General features: G+C 32.3%; 10 protein-coding genes and 1 tRNA gene. 8 read left to right on the top strand and 3 right to left on the bottom strand.

Annotation, left to right across the window (positions count from 1 at the left end):
• Positions 1-37 precede the first annotated feature (37 nt).
• Positions 38-1,726, bottom strand: a complete 1,689-nt coding sequence (locus ACY2LT_RS03415; protein ID WP_491816404.1) for a HAMP domain-containing protein — start codon at positions 1,724-1,726, stop codon at positions 38-40.
• Between the two features lie 212 nt (positions 1,727-1,938).
• Between ACY2LT_RS03415 and ACY2LT_RS03410 the strand changes: the two genes are divergently transcribed.
• The 6 genes from ACY2LT_RS03410 (at position 1,939) to rlmD (ending at position 11,876) form a co-directional block, all read left to right on the top strand.
• Positions 1,939-2,580, top strand: coding sequence for an L-threonylcarbamoyladenylate synthase (locus ACY2LT_RS03410; protein WP_491816403.1), 642 nt, complete (start codon positions 1,939-1,941; stop codon positions 2,578-2,580).
• Positions 2,581-2,713: 133 nt separating this feature from the next.
• Positions 2,714-4,009, top strand: a complete 1,296-nt coding sequence (gene mtaB, locus ACY2LT_RS03405; RefSeq protein ID WP_491816402.1) for a tRNA (N(6)-L-threonylcarbamoyladenosine(37)-C(2))-methylthiotransferase MtaB — start codon at positions 2,714-2,716, stop codon at positions 4,007-4,009.
• 66 nt (positions 4,010-4,075) lie between these two features.
• The gene (locus ACY2LT_RS03400) at positions 4,076-7,198 is read left to right on the top strand and encodes a peptidase MA family metallohydrolase (protein ID WP_491816401.1); all 3,123 of its coding nucleotides are present in this window, start codon (positions 4,076-4,078) and stop codon (positions 7,196-7,198) included.
• A gap of 73 nt (positions 7,199-7,271) precedes the next feature.
• Positions 7,272-8,837 carry a D-alanyl-D-alanine carboxypeptidase/D-alanyl-D-alanine endopeptidase gene (gene dacB, locus ACY2LT_RS03395; RefSeq protein ID WP_491816399.1) on the top strand — a complete coding sequence of 522 codons (1,566 nt, stop codon included), beginning with the start codon at positions 7,272-7,274 and terminating at the stop codon, positions 8,835-8,837.
• Between the two features lie 14 nt (positions 8,838-8,851).
• A complete protein-coding gene (locus tag ACY2LT_RS03390; protein ID WP_491816398.1) occupies positions 8,852-10,465 on the top strand; it encodes an endonuclease in 1,614 nt (537 codons plus the stop codon).
• Between the two features lies 1 nt (position 10,466).
• Entirely contained in the window at positions 10,467-11,876 is a 1,410-nt protein-coding gene (gene rlmD / locus ACY2LT_RS03385; RefSeq protein ID WP_491816397.1) for a 23S rRNA (uracil(1939)-C(5))-methyltransferase RlmD, read from the top strand.
• Between the two features lie 46 nt (positions 11,877-11,922).
• Here the strand turns inward: rlmD and ACY2LT_RS03380 are convergent, their stop codons facing one another.
• Positions 11,923-12,591, bottom strand: a complete 669-nt coding sequence (locus ACY2LT_RS03380) for a metal-dependent transcriptional regulator (RefSeq protein ID WP_491816395.1) — start codon at positions 12,589-12,591, stop codon at positions 11,923-11,925.
• A 485-nt stretch (positions 12,592-13,076) separates the two neighbouring features.
• Here ACY2LT_RS03380 and ACY2LT_RS03375 point away from each other — a divergent pair.
• Positions 13,077-13,159: transfer RNA gene (locus tag ACY2LT_RS03375), tRNA-Leu, on the top strand.
• 48 nt (positions 13,160-13,207) lie between these two features.
• Here ACY2LT_RS03375 and ACY2LT_RS03370 read toward each other — a convergent pair.
• Complete coding sequence (locus ACY2LT_RS03370) at positions 13,208-15,493, bottom strand: TonB-dependent receptor (RefSeq protein WP_491816394.1); 2,286 nt, start codon at positions 15,491-15,493, stop codon at positions 13,208-13,210.
• A 181-nt stretch (positions 15,494-15,674) separates the two neighbouring features.
• On the opposite strand from ACY2LT_RS03370, the gene ACY2LT_RS03365 reads away from it, so the two are divergent.
• Positions 15,675-17,015, top strand: a complete 1,341-nt coding sequence (locus ACY2LT_RS03365) for an MATE family efflux transporter (RefSeq protein WP_491816393.1) — start codon at positions 15,675-15,677, stop codon at positions 17,013-17,015.
• Positions 17,016-17,036: the final 21 nt, after the last annotated feature.

Raw genomic sequence — 17,036 nt, 5'->3', positions numbered from 1 at the left:
AGATTTAAATAAATTAATAAATTAAAAAATTAATAAATCAGAGCTTCAATTTATTTACATACACCACATTATTATTATTATCGACAATTCTAACAGGGATAGGCATATTGTCAATAAGTCCAACGAGACGGTCGAGCGTAGAGTTGATGCCCTGAATTAAACGACGGAAATCACCCTGATGACGTTCTGCGTTAGCTCTTTCGTTGAGTCTTCCCATAGTAGCGTGTTCAGCTAAATCATAAGTATCCTTGATAAGCAAGTTAATAGCATCAATACATTGATTAATATTATTCTTTATTTCGTTGAAATCACCTTTGTATTCGTCAGTAATCTTAGGAGGAATATCGCCTTTAGAGATACGGTCTATGTATTCAGCGGCAACGTTAAGCGGTCCTACTATGTTATTGATAGCATTATTAATATTATCTATAAGTTCAGCATAAGCACCTCTGAAATCATTATTTGATGCTCTGTAATCTAATTTCCCATTGTGTAAATTTTCACCTAATTTATTTATTTCAATAATAATATTTCTGATTTTATTCGACATTTCGCTGAAAGCTTTTGCTAGTACACCAATTTCATCATTGCTATTAATTTCAGTTCTTTCGTGAATTTTACCATCTTTTATATCATTTGCTATATTTACAAGCTGTAATATTGGCTTAGTTGTATTGTTTACAAACCAAAAAATTAAGACTAGTCCTATTACAATTAGAATGATAGAGATAGTAATTTGCATCGTGATTGCTTTGTTTGCTTCTTTCAAAGGTACTTCAAGAGGAACAAAAATATGTGCAGCCCAAGGTGTATCCGTCTTTCCAAATTTAATTGGCACAATCAATTCTATGTTATTTCCAATTATTGTATCTTGATATTTATCGCTACTTACTAAATCATTAATATTTTTTATCTGTGAGAAATTATCAATTGAATTAACTTTTTTACCGACAAACTTGCTATAACCAGTTCCACCAACTAAATTCCCATTATTTGAAACAATTGATATTTTCCCGGTTTTTTCAAATAAATCTACTTTGTCAGCAAATTTTTGTATAAAATCAACTGTAATATCAACACCAACAATACCATAAAATCTTTTATTATTAATAATTGGTGCCGTAAGTGAAATCATCAGGATAGAATCTCCTTCTACTGCATACATATATGGGTCAATAATGCACTCTATTCCTTTATCTCGTGGTTTAGCGAAATATTCTGAATTATTTTCTTCTTGCCACTCTTCTTCATAAGCACGTTCTACCACTTCTCTAACGCCATCTTTAAAACGAACGTAATAAATTGTATATCGCCCTGATGGTGGATTATTTGGCATTTGAGCATATATTTTATCCATCCCATCAAAGGAATTGTCTGGAACCCACGATACATAAATACCATAAATATTTTTATTGCGTTCAATTAGCTCTTTTACCATATTGTTGCTGCTAACTCGTGTGAATTTTACAGGATTGGTTGGTGAATTGACTGCTGAGTAAATATCAGATAGATTCCTAACCAATAGAAGTTGTTCTTCGATGATTGTCTTAAAGCTTGTAATAAACCTATCTGCTTCTGCTTGTGCAAGATTTTTTGCATTTTCTTTTGCGATTTTTCTTGCATTGTTAGCAGAAAATAAAATAATTGAAATCGAAATAACAATAAGAACTATTCCTGATAGTAACAACAATTTTGTTTTCAAAGATTTTTTTACAAAGTCAAACATACCAGAAAACTACTCTTATTTTACAACAAAATATTTAAAATAAACAAGAAAAAACACGTACTCGTTTAAAATACAACCGAATATTTTACTAATACATATCGGTAAAATTAGTAAAAAAATGAATACAAAATTTTCACTTTATTAACAAATAAAACAATAATAATTATAAAACTACGATTTAATATAATAAAATAATCTTTTTTGGAGGTATTATGGCTGCTGAAGTTTTGAATGTGCATCACGAAACTCCCGAACTACGCAAAATTCAAAAGGTTGCTGACGCTTTGAAAGAAGGTGCTGTCATTTTATATCCTACAGATACGGGATTTTCTCTTGGTTGTGAACTCTCGAATAAAGACGCAATTTCTAAAATAAGGCTAATTAGAAAACTGCCAGAGAACAAAGCTCTGACTTTTATTTGTGATTCGCTTTCCAATATAGCAGATTTTGCGAAAGTTAGCAATTTAGCATATAAAACAATTCGCCGCCTTATCCCGGGTCCTTATACTTTTATTCTTACTGCCTCTAAGCTTGTTCCTAAATTTGCTCAGGACCCCAAAAGAAAAACTTCTGGAATTCGTGTTCCTAATAATGATTTATCTCGATTACTTTTGAAGTATGTTGAGCATCCAATAATATCTATTTCTGCAAAAATCGAGGATAACCCTGCTCCAAGTCCTCAGGAAATAATTGACTATTATTCTCCAATGGTTGATATCGCCATGGTTTCTGATGAATATAACTTTTTAGGTGAGTCCACAGTGATTGATATGACAACTGATGATTTTAAAATAATACGTACCGGAGCTGGTTACGAAGAATTGAAGCAAATAATCGAAATTTCAGAAGAATAATTTTTAATAATTAATTTGTATTTTTTAGCGGTTTCATCTTTTGAGTGACGAAACCGCTTTTTGTTTTACTAAACTAATTACTTGTTTTTTCGTCTTTAGTCTATAATATTTTTTTAATTGAACTATTTCGAAGATGTATAAAGTAAAATTGATTAATATAGGTTGTAAAGTAAATTTTGCAGAAACATCGACTTTAAAAACTAAACTTCAGGAAAAAGGCTTCACCATCACCGATAAATTCTCCGATGCAGAAATTGTCCTCATTAATACTTGCACCGTTACAAACAATGCTGATTTTGATTGCAGAGCTGCTATCCGTCGTGCTAAACGGGAAACAAACGGTGCCTTTGTTGGGGTTTTCGGATGCTATGCACAAATTAATTCCGAACAATTGGCTACTATGCCTGAAGTAAATGCTGTTTATGGAATAAAAGAAAAATTTCAAATACCTGAACTTTTGGAAGCACATTTTCAAAAATCAAATAAATCCATAGAAGTTTCAGAATTAACTTCTCTGAATTTTGATTTTGCTTATTCTGCGGATAATTCTGCTCGTTCTCGTTGCTTTCTGAAAATTCAAGACGGTTGCAATTACCGTTGCTCTTACTGCACGATTCCAAATGCTCGGGGTAATCCACGAAGCATTCCTTTTGAGCAGCTTCCGGAAATATTTAGAGATGTTTCCGAAAAAGGTTTCCGGGAGATAGTTCTCAGTGGTATAAATCTTGGTGAATACAATTCCGATAATATGTATTCTTTCGAAGATGTATTGCGTTTAATTGCTGAAAACGATTTTGGACTTAGGTTTCGTATCTCTTCTATTGAACCAAACTTGATTAACGATAAAATAATTAATTACGTTTGTAATTCTAATTCAATTTGCAAACACTTGCATATTCCGTTGCAGAGTGGCTCTGATAAAATTCTCAGACTTATGAAAAGAAGATATACATCTGAAAAGTTATATAATGATATTCTTTCGATTAAGTCTATGAATGCGGATATTTGTATTGGTTTGGATGTTATTACTGGTTTCCCGGGAGAAACTGAACTGGATTTTCAGCAAACTTACAAATTTATTGAAAATTTACCAGTTTCTTATCTTCATGTTTTTACATATTCAGAAAGACGAAACACTCCTGCCGCCGATTTCCCGGAAAAAATTCCGATGAAAATAAGAAAAGAAAGAACGAGTATTCTCAAACAACTGTCTAACAATAAATTGTTGGCTTTTTATCAAACTCAAATCGGTAAAACACACGAACTCTTACCTGAAAAATATTCTGACACCGAAAAAGTTCAATTTGGACATACTTCTAATTACCTTAACTGTAAAATTAAAACTGACAGAAAATTAGATAATTCATTTCACCTTGTTCAGATAAACGAAATAGACACAGATAATAAAATTATTGCAACTTTAATATAATTTTTGTGTTATTATGTTAAACTTTGAGTATTTTAGTAAGTTCAAAGTGCATAATGCGAGGTACATATGTCAAGAAAATATATTTATGGAATATTATTAATTGTTCTTTTTTTACTATCCAGCATTAATGTTTTTCCACAGTTCGGGAAAAATAAAGTTCAGTATAGAAAATTTGACTGGAGATATATTGAAACTGAACATTTCGATGTTTACTACGATGCAGGTAGTAAAGCAATTGCTGAATTTGCCGCTGTTTCTGCCGAAAGAGCATTGATTTCAATTCAAAATACATTGAATTACAAATTCTCTATGAGAATAGCTTTGATTGTTTACGATTCTCACAATGATTTTCAACAAACAAATGTAACTGGCGGATATTTGCCCGAAGGTGTTGGAGGTTTTACCGAATTATTTAAGAACAGAGTTGTTGTGCCTTTTCAAGGTAGCTATTCTCAACTTCGACATGTAATTCACCACGAACTTGTTCATGCTGTTTTGAACGATATGTTCTACGGCGGCACTCTGCAATCTGCTTTAATGACAAGCAATAGTTTTCAAATTCCTCTTTGGCTAAACGAAGGTCTTTGTGAATACGAAAGTTTAGGTGGTCTCGATATCGAGACCGATATGTTTATTCGTGATTTGACTATTTCTGAAAAACTCCCATCTCTTAGCCAACTTGATGGATATCTCGCATATAGAGGTGGGCAAACTTTCTATTGGTTTGTTTCTGAAAAATATGGCAAAGCTAAAGTTACCGAATTCCTCAATAAACTCTATATTAACAAAAATTTAGAGCAAACTTTTCAAAGCACTTTTAATATGAGTTTTAGAGATTTTTCTGAAATGTGGGAACGTGAGATAAAAAAAATATATTGGCCTGACTTGAAAGTTTTTGAAGACCCACGTGACTTTGCTCTAAAATTAACAGATAGACGCGATATCGGAAATTACTACAATACTTCACCTGCAATTTCTCCTAATGGAGACCAATTTGCTTTCATTTCCGACCGTGATGATGGTATTTTTGCAATTTATATACAGGACGTCGATGCCAAAGCAAAACCAAGAAAACTTGTCAGCAGTTTGAGAAAGCAAGATTTTGAAGATTTAAATCTTCTTACTCCCGGTATTGCGTGGGATCCTAATGGGCAAAAATTAGCTATTTCCGCAAAATCTGGTGGAGAAGATGCTATTTTTATTGTAGATGCCAAAACTGGAAATTACCAACGTTTGCTATTCGGACTTCGTTCAATCTCTTCGGTTAGTTGGTCAAAAGATGGACGCTATATTGCTTTTATCGCAACTGAAAGAGAAGAAAGTAATATTTATACTTACGATGTTGAGACAAAAAATCTTCAAAAAGTAACAGATGATATTTTTTCTGTTTCTCATATTGCTTGGGGCAGTAATAGTAATGAAATTTTCTTTGTCTCTGATAGAAACGGCATTCTTGATTACAGTATTAAAAGTAATGACATTAAAATGTGGAAACATAAATTTGAATCTTCTGATATTTACAAACTCAATATTAAAGAAAAACAAATTCAAAGAATAACAAATACTCCTCAGTTCAACAAGACTTCGCTTCTACTTTCAAATGATGGTAATAAATTATTGTATGTCTCTGATAATAATGGAATTGGAAATATTTATGTTTACGATTTTGTAAATAATTCAGAATACCCGATTACAAATTCTCTAACAGGAATAACTCAAATTTCGCTGTCGCAAGATAATTCTAAACTGTTATTTGCTTCACAAATTGGTGGCGGTTACGATATTTTCTTGTTAAGACTTCCTTTCGAAAGAAAGAAAATTGATAGTTTGCCACTTACTCAATATAGAACAAAACAATTGGAAAGAACAAATATTGTTCAAAAAGCTGTTACAAATATTACAGTTCCAGATAACTCAATTGCTTCTGACAAGCAGACACAAATTCAAGGCTATGGTGAATTCGAAATTGATTTTTCTGCTCAACAATTAGTTGAACCAAATCAAGATGTAATTAAAAGTTCTTCATTAAGCGATATTTCTGCAAAAGGTGCTTCTATTGAAAATCAGGAATTTGTCGAACGTATTTATAAAATCACGTTCTCTCCTGACATTATTTTAGTTAATCCTGGTTATTCAACTTACTATGGTTGGCAGGGACTTACTCAAATGCTCTTCAGCGACGTTCTTGGAGACCATCAAATTTATGCTGGACTTAATCTGTTTACTGATTTGAAAAACAGTCAATTTTATCTTTCTTACTCATATTTGCCAAATTTAATTGATTATCATATCGCTGCTTATCATTATCCAGCTTATTTTTACAAATACGATAGAATTATGGATGATTACAGTTTATATAGATTTAGGAATTATGGTTTATCAATCCTTACATCGTTGCCGTTTGATTTATTTACACGTGTCGAATGGGGGGCTGATTTTATAGGAGCTGAAATGACAAACCTCGATAATTCTTTTATTCCTGGGATTTCTCGATTTATTTTCCTTCCTCAAGCACGATTTGTATATGACAATTCTTTAGGCGGATGGTATGCGCCCGAAAGAGGTTTCCGAGGTTATATTGAAATTTTGGGTTCGCCAAAATTCAACTCCAATTCCGTTGGGTTTATGTCCGTAAAAACAGATCTACGACAGTATTATAAAATTTCTAATTTTATTTCATTAGCTTTACGTGGTTCTATTGGAGCAAGTTTCGGACCAAATCCTCAACGCTATTTCATTGGTGGAACTGAAAACTGGATAAATTACTCATATTCAAATAGAGACTATCCTTTCGAAAATCCGGAAGATTTTGTTTTTATGAATAATTTTATTATGCCGTTGCGTGGGTGGGATATTGCTGCAATTAGAGGAAATAAATTCTTCGTTAGTAATACTGAATTGCGTTTTCCTTTGTTTTATGCACTCGTTGCTGGACCAGTCCCTGTGCTTCTTCAAGGTGTAATGTCCACTCTGTTTTTTGATATTGGTGGTGCTTGGACTGACGACTTTAAAATATCTAAAATTGATGCATATGGTAAGCGAGTTCCAGCTGATATGATTTTCAGTTCTGGCACAGGAGTGAGATCCTACTTATTAGGTTTGCCTGTGAAACTTGATATAGCTTGGTCCTACAATTACACGAAGTGGAGCAAGCCCCGCTATATGTTTTCTTTAGGCTACGATTTTTAATAAATTTTGTTTTGAGTGCTTTTTTCTTTATATTGCCAATGCAGTATTAAGAGGAAAATAATTTGGTTTTTGTATGAAAAAGTTCTTTTATTTTTTTATCATATGCTTTCTTTCATTCAATTTATCCTATAGTCAGAAAATTCAATTAGATACAATAAAATCTTATGATGAATTTTCTTTTCTTCTCAACTCTCTTATTTCAAACAGTAATTTATCTAATTCCAAAATTGGCATTTCCATTTATTCTCTTAACCAAAACCGGTATATTTATAATAATAATTTCAATGAACCACTTGTTCCTGCTTCCGTAACAAAATTATTTACTTCATTTTTTGCTCTTAACCTTCTACATTCGGATCCTGTTCTTAAAACCATAATATATACTGATGCCAAAGAGATTAAACCTGTTTTGGTTGGTAACATTTATATTCGTGGTGGGGGAGATGCATTACTTTCTTTGAGTGATTTGGATTATTTGGTTGAATCTTTGATAAATTTAGGTATAAAAAAAATTGTTGGTAATATTTATGCTGATGGAAGTTTCTTTGATGGGCAAACATCTCGGTTTCTTTATAGTGGTGATAACGATGAAGTTGAATACGTCCCACCTGTTACTTCTCTAAGCATTAATCGTAACACCGGTACGATCATCGTTTCGGCTGGCTCAGTACCCGGTCGTCCCGCAAATGTCCAGGTTATTCCTTCTTCTGCTGCTTTCATTGTCAATAATAACGTGAAAGTATTTGGAGGAGCCTCAAAAAAGTCATTAGGCAATTCATTTCACAATAGAAAATATCATAATTCATCTTACTTCTTCGATGAACAAAACTTTGGAGATAAGAAAAAAAGAAATACTAAACCAAGATCGTCGCAAAGAGGTCTTTCTATCCAAACTAACTTTCAAAAAAATGGTAAGCAAATTATTACAGTTTCAGGTAGCTTACCGGTTAATTCTAATCAAAAATACTCTTTTAAAATTCAAAATCCTGAATTAGTAGTTGCCGGGGCTTTCTACAATCGATTGCTTGCAAATGGTATTGAGGTTACGGGAACTATAGATTTAAAGCAAACACCTGATATTAAGCAAGTTACAAAGCTATCTGAGTTTGGTAGAGATCTATGCAGTATGATTTCCGAAATTAATAAAAATAGTGATAATTATTTAGCTGAAAATTTATTTAAAATCGTTGGTGCAAGCTATCATTCAAATTCGAATAATAAAATTAGTGCACTTAATTGTTATCAAGAATTTGCTAAAAAACTCAACATTGATTTTAGTAATGTTTCTCTAAATGATGGTTCTGGATTGTCGCGTCGCAACAAGGTTACTTCTGAAACAATAGTGAAATTGCTCGTTTCTGCCGTTCATTCAGATTTTGCTGACTGCTTTGGCAAATCTTTGTCTATTGCAGGTGTTGATGGCACACTCAAAAAGCGTTTGATTGGAACAAAAGCTGAAAACAATCTTATTGGCAAAACTGGTACTCATAAAAATGTTAGTGCACTGGCTGGTTATGTGAATTCATTAGATGGGGATACTTATACTTTTGCGATTGTCTCAAATGGGTGGGCAATAGCTGAATATAAAAATTTAGAAAATACTATCGCAGAAATGTTATCTTTGTTATATGTTAAATAAACTTATTAAAAAAAATGAAAAAAATTCTTTTTATACTATCTTTGTTACTTAGTAGTTACCTGCTCCATTCACAGGTGATTGATGATATCCAAATCGAAAATATTTCTATCAACAAAGATACTACCTTCTTTGCAGAAATATTGAACAACACTCAGAACGAAATACTTTTACTAAAAGCTCACATAATTGATAGTTCAAAAGTATTTCAATTTGCTGGTATTAACAATAAGAAAATCAGACCTGGCGAAAAGCTTTTATTGCCAATTACTTTTTCACCAAAAGATAATATTAATTATACTGCTTTTCTGAATTGTGAAATTGTTACAGATAACTCTCAGTTTTCATTATTATCTAAAATTGTTGGAAAAGCAACACACTCATTAGAAATTTATCGCTCTACTGATAATTTACGTGGACGTCGGCTATTAAATGAGCTCAAAAAATTCGTTGAGCCTCATACTTCTCTTGGATATAAAAATGCGCGAGAATTTATGTGGGGCAGCCTCGATAATGTAAATGGTTATGTTGAATGTATTTACACCGGTCGCAAAGTTCAAACAACTGGTATTCCGGATGTAAATACTACTAACTTCAACACCGAGCATACCTGGCCTCAGGCATATGGAGCCGATAATGACCCTCCAAAAAGCGATTTATACCATATTCGCCCTTCATATGAAGTTGCTAATTCCAAAAGAGCAAACTATCCTTTTGGATTTGTTAAAAACAATGTTACCTATGAGGATGGTGGTTCAAGACTTGGCGTAAATGAAAGTGGCAACATTGTTTTTGAACCACGTTCTTCTGTAAAAGGTGATATTGCTCGTGGTATGTTCTACTTTGCGTTAAAATATAATAATCCTTATGGATATATCAATAACCAACTCAAAGATTTACGCGAATTTGCTTTATTAGATCCTGTAGATAGTACAGAATATGTAAGAAACATACGAATCTCAGAAGTTCAAAATAACAGAAACCCTTTCATTGATAACAATTACTTTGTTTTTAGAATAAATAATTTCGAGAATCCAGATTTTATTCCATTTTCAATTCCAGTTGTTTCTAACCAAAATATTTACCTCCTAAATCAAAATAATTCGGAAGCTTTTTTGTATTTGGCAAATTATGGTGATGATACACTTTATATTATTAATCATTCATTTAATCAATGGAATAATGGAAAATCATATTTTTTCAGATTTGATAGAGAATTGAACGGTTTGAAGCTATATCCGTATCAAATTGAGAAAGTGAAGGTGATTTTAGAAGCAAACGAACCAGTTGATGATTCTTTTGAAGCTGACTTAAACTTATTTTTTTCAAATAGCACTTTAATTCCAGTTACTTTCAAGGTTCGTAACAATTTTACCACTGTAGAGGACTTCTCTCCTTCTATCAAAGCCTTTCAGAATGAAAGTTATCTAATGCTTGCTAGTGATAATATCTGTATAGATGAACTCTATATTTATACGATTGAAGGAAAAGTGTTTGATTTTTCAAGTCATATTTCTAATATAAGTTTTTTACAAATTCCTAAATCCACTCTTCCTTGCACTAATTGTGTGTTATTTATCTCCGGCAAAACTTCGTCTGGTTATTTTATAAAAAAAATATTAGTTGAATAGTATGAAATCAAACAATGAAATAGAAGTTGAAATTGAAAGCATTGGTTTTGAGGGTATTTCTGTTGCTCGTTTGGAAGGAAAAGCGATATTGCTCAAAGGTGGTGCACTACCAGGTGAACGTGTGATTGCCGTTATTACAAAAGATAAGAAAAATTTTTCTGAAGGTTTTATTAAAGAAGTAATTTCCAAATCACCTAAAAGAATTGAGCCAAAATGTGAATTCTTTGGTACCTGTGGAGGGTGTTCTTGGCAAAATCTTGATTACAACGAGCAACTACTTTGGAAAAGACAACACGTTATTGATGCATATACTCGTATTGGAAAAATTGAAATTCCAAATATTGAATTTGTTTTTCCTTCAACTGATATTTTTGAGTATCGTAATAAGATGGAATTTTCTTTTGGTTCTCATCGCTGGCTAACTCCAAAAGAAATAAATTCAGGGAAGGAGTATACTAAAAATTTTGCTTTGGGTATGCATTATCCAGGTCGTTACGACAAAATCATTGATATCAACCGTTGTTTTATTCAACCTGAAGTTGGTAATCAAATAATCAATTCTATTCGCTCCAAAGCAATAAATGCTGGAATTTCTGCTTATAACTACTATAAAAATAATGGTTTTCTAAAAAACGTTGTTCTTCGATTTTCATCTTATCAACAATCAGTAATGGCAATTTTGATTACAAATCCTGTTGAAAATGAAGACGAAAAAGCATTTGCAAAGTGGTTTATTGAAGAATTACCAAGTGATTTCGACGTTATCAAATCCACCTACTGGGCTGTTAATGATAAACAGAGCAGTGTTGCTAATGGCGTTGTTCAGATGTCTAATAATTATGGTGTTTTGCTGGAAAAGATTCTTGATGTTGTTTTCAATATATCTCCTTTTTCATTTTTCCAGACTAACTCAGTTCAATTAGATAATTTTATTGGTAAAATATTAGAAATAGCAAAGCTTACTCAGGAAATGATTGTCTGGGATTTATATTGTGGTTGTGGTTCTATTTCTCTTCCAGCAGCAAAGCAGGTTAAAAAAGTTTTTGGCATTGAGCTTAACAATTCTGCAGTTGAAGATGCTACTAAAAATGCTGAACTTAATAAAATTTCGAATATTGAATTCTATCAGGCAGACCTTCACTCAAAATCTGTTCCGAAATTATTGAATTCAATTGCTGAGCCAAATGTGGTAATAGTGGATCCTCCTCGTTCTGGAATGAATGAAAATCTTATTAACCATTTATTGAAAATCGCACCCGATAAAATCATCTATGTAAGTTGTAATCCGGTAACACAAGCTCGTGATATTGCTTTGCTAAGTGGTGTTTACAGAGTAAATTTCATTCAACCTGTGGATATGTTCCCTCACACTTATCACGTTGAAGTAATTACTGAATTAATAAAAAAATAGAGATGAAGCTTTCTCTTCATCTCTATTTGCCGTGAATATTCTTTTACTAATCTTCTTTTTCTTCTTCGTAAAGCTCTACGAATATATTTTTTGAAATTTCATTTCCTATAATCTGACTTTCTCCATTAAAAAATACTGTAATTGGACCATTAAATGGAGCTTTATCTACAATTCTAATTATAGTCGATGGCAAAATTCTCATTTTTTCGAAATAAGATAACATTTGTGGGTCATGGTCTGATAATCGTTTTACAATTACTACATCGCCATTCCGAAAATTAACAAGTGGTTTCTCATTTGAAATTTCAATATCACCATCTTTTGAAGGAATTGGATGACCGTGTGGGTCATACTCAGGATTACCAAGAATTTCCTCAATTTTTTGTAAGAAATCCTTAGATACTACGTGTTCTAATCTGCAAGCTTCATCGTGAATTTTTTCGAGTGGGAATCCAAGAGCTTCCCTTAAATATAATTCTAACAATCTATGGTGGCGGATGATTTCTAATGCTATTTTTCTTCCTTCGTTTGTTAAGCGAACACCTTTATATGAATTGTAATCAACAAGTTTCATAGATGCCAATCGTTTCAACATACCTGTAACAGATGCCCCGGAAATATTCAATTCTTTTGCTATTGCTGTTGTAGAAACTGTACCATCTTCTTCAAGTTTATATATTGTTTTAAGGTAATCTTGAATTGCTTGACTTAACATAATTATTCCATCTTATTAATCTAACAATTTTTACTAAACTAATAAATTTCTTAAATAAATCTAAATATTTTTTTCAAAATATTATAAATATCAATTATATCCTTTACGGGGAAGAAGTGAAAAAACGCGAAAGTGAATTAATGGGGGATGTAGTGAGGCACAGATAGAAATAGAGCGTCTTAAGCATAATATTCTTAAAGGAGTTGGTAATAAAAACTAAGAACAAAAATCAAAAACTCCAGATTAACACAATAAGAGTTACAAAAATTACAAAACTCTATTAAATGGTAATAAACAAATATCATTGAAACAAGAGCAATTATTGCGTTAACAAGCTTAACTCTATACTTTTATTTCATTATATTTACAATATCTATTTTGTGTTAATTAACATAGATTATCTATAAAAATAGTAATCTATCATTACCAGGTAAATTTCATTTTTTTTTTATTAAGAAAAGTTATATTTTTGTATTCCAATTATTGCGGAAGTGGTGAAATTGGTAGACACGCCATCTTGAGGGGGTGGTGCTCCACGAGCGTAGGGGTTCAAGTCCCCTCTTCCGCACAAAAAAAGCGTCTAAAAGACGCTTTTTTTTATTTCTGAAATCATTATTTAGAATTCAAAACTGACTCCAATACTTGGCAAAATTCCAATTGAACGACCGTATTCTATTCTATTTTCTTTGCTATTCCAACGCATATTAGAGACATTCTTCCTTCCATAGATATTTTGAATATCTAAATAAGTTATTAATGTGTATTTAGTGAAATTCCAGCGTTTATCGGCACGAAAATCTAAAGCATGGAAGGTTGGTAAGCGCTTTCCTAAATTATAATTCTCCCAGTCTCTTTGACCATTAGATAAAAATGGCGTGGTCGGTTGTCCAGTAGCAATGCGAAACTTTGAACTTAATTCCCATTCTTGATTTATTCGGTATCCTGCTGCTAGATTAAATATTATCCTACTGTCATAAGTGCTTGGACGATATCCACCCTTAATTGATTTAAAGTTACTTTCGCTCAGAGTAAAGCTTAGCAGCCCATAAAGCGGGATTTCACTTAATTTTTTCTGAATGAAAATTTCAAAACCCCTCGAATATCCTTTACCTTCACTAAGTAACGGTTCGAGCCCGAATGGAATATCATTACTAATATCATCAAATCCATTAGGTGCAAGCACTGCATAAGGTCTCCATAATCTTGCCGGATAATTTGAATACCATTTGTGATAGACTTCAACTTGGACTTTGACATCTTCAAGTGGTGTGTGGTCATAAGCAAGAACCAATTGGTCCGCTTGGATAGCTTTAAGTCTCATATTTTCAGGTGCACCGATTAACCAGATTTTGGAAGGTGATTGGTAGTATCTTCCTCCACTTATACTTATTGCCGAGACTGGATTTATTTGGTATAAGACAGAAATTCTGGGCGAAAAGAGCCATTTTTCTTCAACATAATTAAAATATTCCAATCGTCCGCCTAAAGTAAATTTATGCTGACCTATTCCTTGTGTATAGCTAAAATATGTAGAATTTTGATATGTTTTAAATGTTGTATCAACTGATAATTCTTGCGGAATTCCATTATTATCAGTTCTGAAAAATCCAGCAACAAAGACATCATATCTTAATTTTGACGCCCACTTTAGCTGATTTCCAAAAGTAAGCTGTCCGCTGTTTGTTACCATTAAATCAACGTCTGTTCTTAATGATGTTTCGGATTCACGTGAATCGTTTTGCAGTATTTTATTTAAATTTTCATCATTTTGAAATGTCGAATAGTCAGTCAAAGTTTGTCCAATAGTTACTGTGGTGAAGCCGTTTTCGAACAGGTGCTTCCAGGTAAGTCCAGAAAAATACTGTTTTTGGGTTGGTACCGCAACTCGACTGTTATCAAATCTATTTTCTTCATTATTATTATTTAATTTTACAGATCCTATTGCACCGATTGTTAAAAAAGATAAAGTGTTAGAACTATTTAACCTTTGATTAAATTTTGCGTGAAAATCCCAATATTCTGGAATAAATGCAAAACCAGCTGCCTCAAATATTAAGTCGAGATATGAACGTCTTGCACTGAACAAAAAAGAACCATTATCATTTGTTGGTCCTTCTAAATTCAAACCAAAACCTGTTGCGGAAAGTGTAGCTTTTCCACCAAATTGATTCTCATTACCATTTCTTAAGCTAATATTTGTAATTGAAGATACTTTGTCTCCATATTTTGCTCCAAATGCACCAGCAGAAAATGATACTTCTCGTATAAAATCAATGTTAATTATTGATAAGGGACCCCCACCTGTGCCTTGCGAGCCAAAATGATTAATATTCGGTACTTCTATATTATCAACTACATAGAGGTTTTCAAACGGAGCACCGCCACGAACAATTAAATCGTTCCTACCTGCAGATGTAACTGCAACACCGGGCAATAATTGAGTAGCACGCAAGACATCTTCCTGAACACCTGGTGCTCGTCGAATATCTTCAGAATTTAATGTTTGTGTGCTTGTAACAGTCTCAGCTTTTTTGATAAAGTAGCTCGAACGCACTTCTGTTCCTTCAAGCTGAATAACGCTTTCAGTGAGGTATATTTCTAAATTTACATTTTTCCCAGATGGTACGCTTGTATTTGCATTTACATAAGTTTTGTATCCAACATAACTGAATTGAACAGCATAAACACCTGGAGGTATGTTGCTAATAGTAAATGTTCCATTTCCACGTGTTATTGCTCCTAAATTTGTTCCAAGAACTCTAACTGTTACTCCAACAAGTGGTTTTTCGTTCGTTCTTGATAAGACACGTCCCGATATTGTTCCTGCTGGCTGTTCTGAGGCATAAATTTCAATTGTTACAATAAATATTAGTAAAGCATATAGATATATTATTTTTTTCATAATAAATTATTGTATTGTTTGACATCTTTCAATTATTATCACTGTAACAAAGACGAAAGAAAAATGCTATAATTTTAACCGAACCTAACAAAGTTTTTAGTGAGACTAAAATAAGAATTTTTTTTTCACTTAACTGTTATTGATTAATTTTGCGTAGAAATATTTTGTTGTGGTAATATTTATGAAAAATATTAATAGGTTGGAAACTGAAAATATTGATTCGTTGATTTGGAAGTTTTCAGTTCCTGCTATAGTCGGAATGGTTGCGAATGCATCATATAATGTAGTTGATAGGATTTTTGTTGGTCAAGGTGTTGGTTCCAATGCAATTTCTGCAATTACAATGACATTTCCTTTGTTGATGTTTACCTTTTCTTTTGCAATGTTATTTGGAATTGGATCAGGTGCTGTCGTTTCTCTTAAGCTGGGTGAAAAACAGAAAAATATGGCAGAAAAAGCGTTGGGAAGTGCAATATTTTTAAGTGCCTCTGTATCATTATTCTTGACGCTTTTATATTATCTATTTCTTAATAAAATTTTAGTATTTTTTGGTGCTAATGGTGAAATATTCGAACTTTCCAGAGATTATCTTAATATTATACTTGCTGGAATAATATTTCAGATAACATCATTTGTATTGAATGCAATTATTCGTGGTGAGGGAAACCCGCGAATTGCAATGTTTACAATGATAATTGGAGCAGTGAGTAATACGATTTTGGATCCTATTTTTATTTTTGGATTTGGATGGGGAATAAAAGGTGCTGCTTTTGCAACAGTTTTTGCTCAGGTTATTTCTGCTATTTGGGTATTAGTATATTTCCTGACAGACAAAAGTTTCTTGAAACTTAATTTTAATAATATTCGACTTGATAAAACTATTTCCAAACAAATTATTGGAATAGGTTTTTCTCCGTTTATTATGCACGTTGCTTCAAGTGGAATATTTATTATTCTCAATAGTAGTTTTCTCTATTATGGTGGTCCGACAGCTGTTGCAGCAATGGGAATTATTAACAGCACAGTAATGTTTATTTTAATGCCTGTATTTGGATTAAATCAAGGTATTCAGCCAATAATTGGCTATAATTATGGGGCTAAGCAATTAGCAAGAGTCAAGAAACTACTTACTCGTGGAATTGTGTATGCTTCTATTGTATGCTTCGTAGGTTTTATATTGTTTATTTTGTTTCCTAAGGATGTTATTAGACTTTTTTCATCTAATGATACTGAATTACTTGAAGTTGGAAGGCACGGACTTACAATTTATGTTCTGTCTTTACCAATTATTGGTTTTCAAGTAATTTTAGGAGCGTATTTTCAGGCTATTGGTAAGCCATCAAAATCTATTATTCTTACATTAACCAGACAAATTATTTTGATAATTCCACTTGTAATTATTCTTCCTAAGTTTTATGGATTAGATGGACTATGGGCATTCGCACCAATTTCAGATTACCTTGCGGCTATTCTTGCTCTAACATTTCTATTTTCTGAAATCAGGAATCTTAAGAATAAATAGATTTCATGTAAAAAATAAAAA

Source organism: Eximiradius proteiniborus (assembly GCF_058546985.1).
Note: the sequence above shows the minus strand (reverse complement) of the source record. Positions and strands in the feature narration are given on the sequence as shown.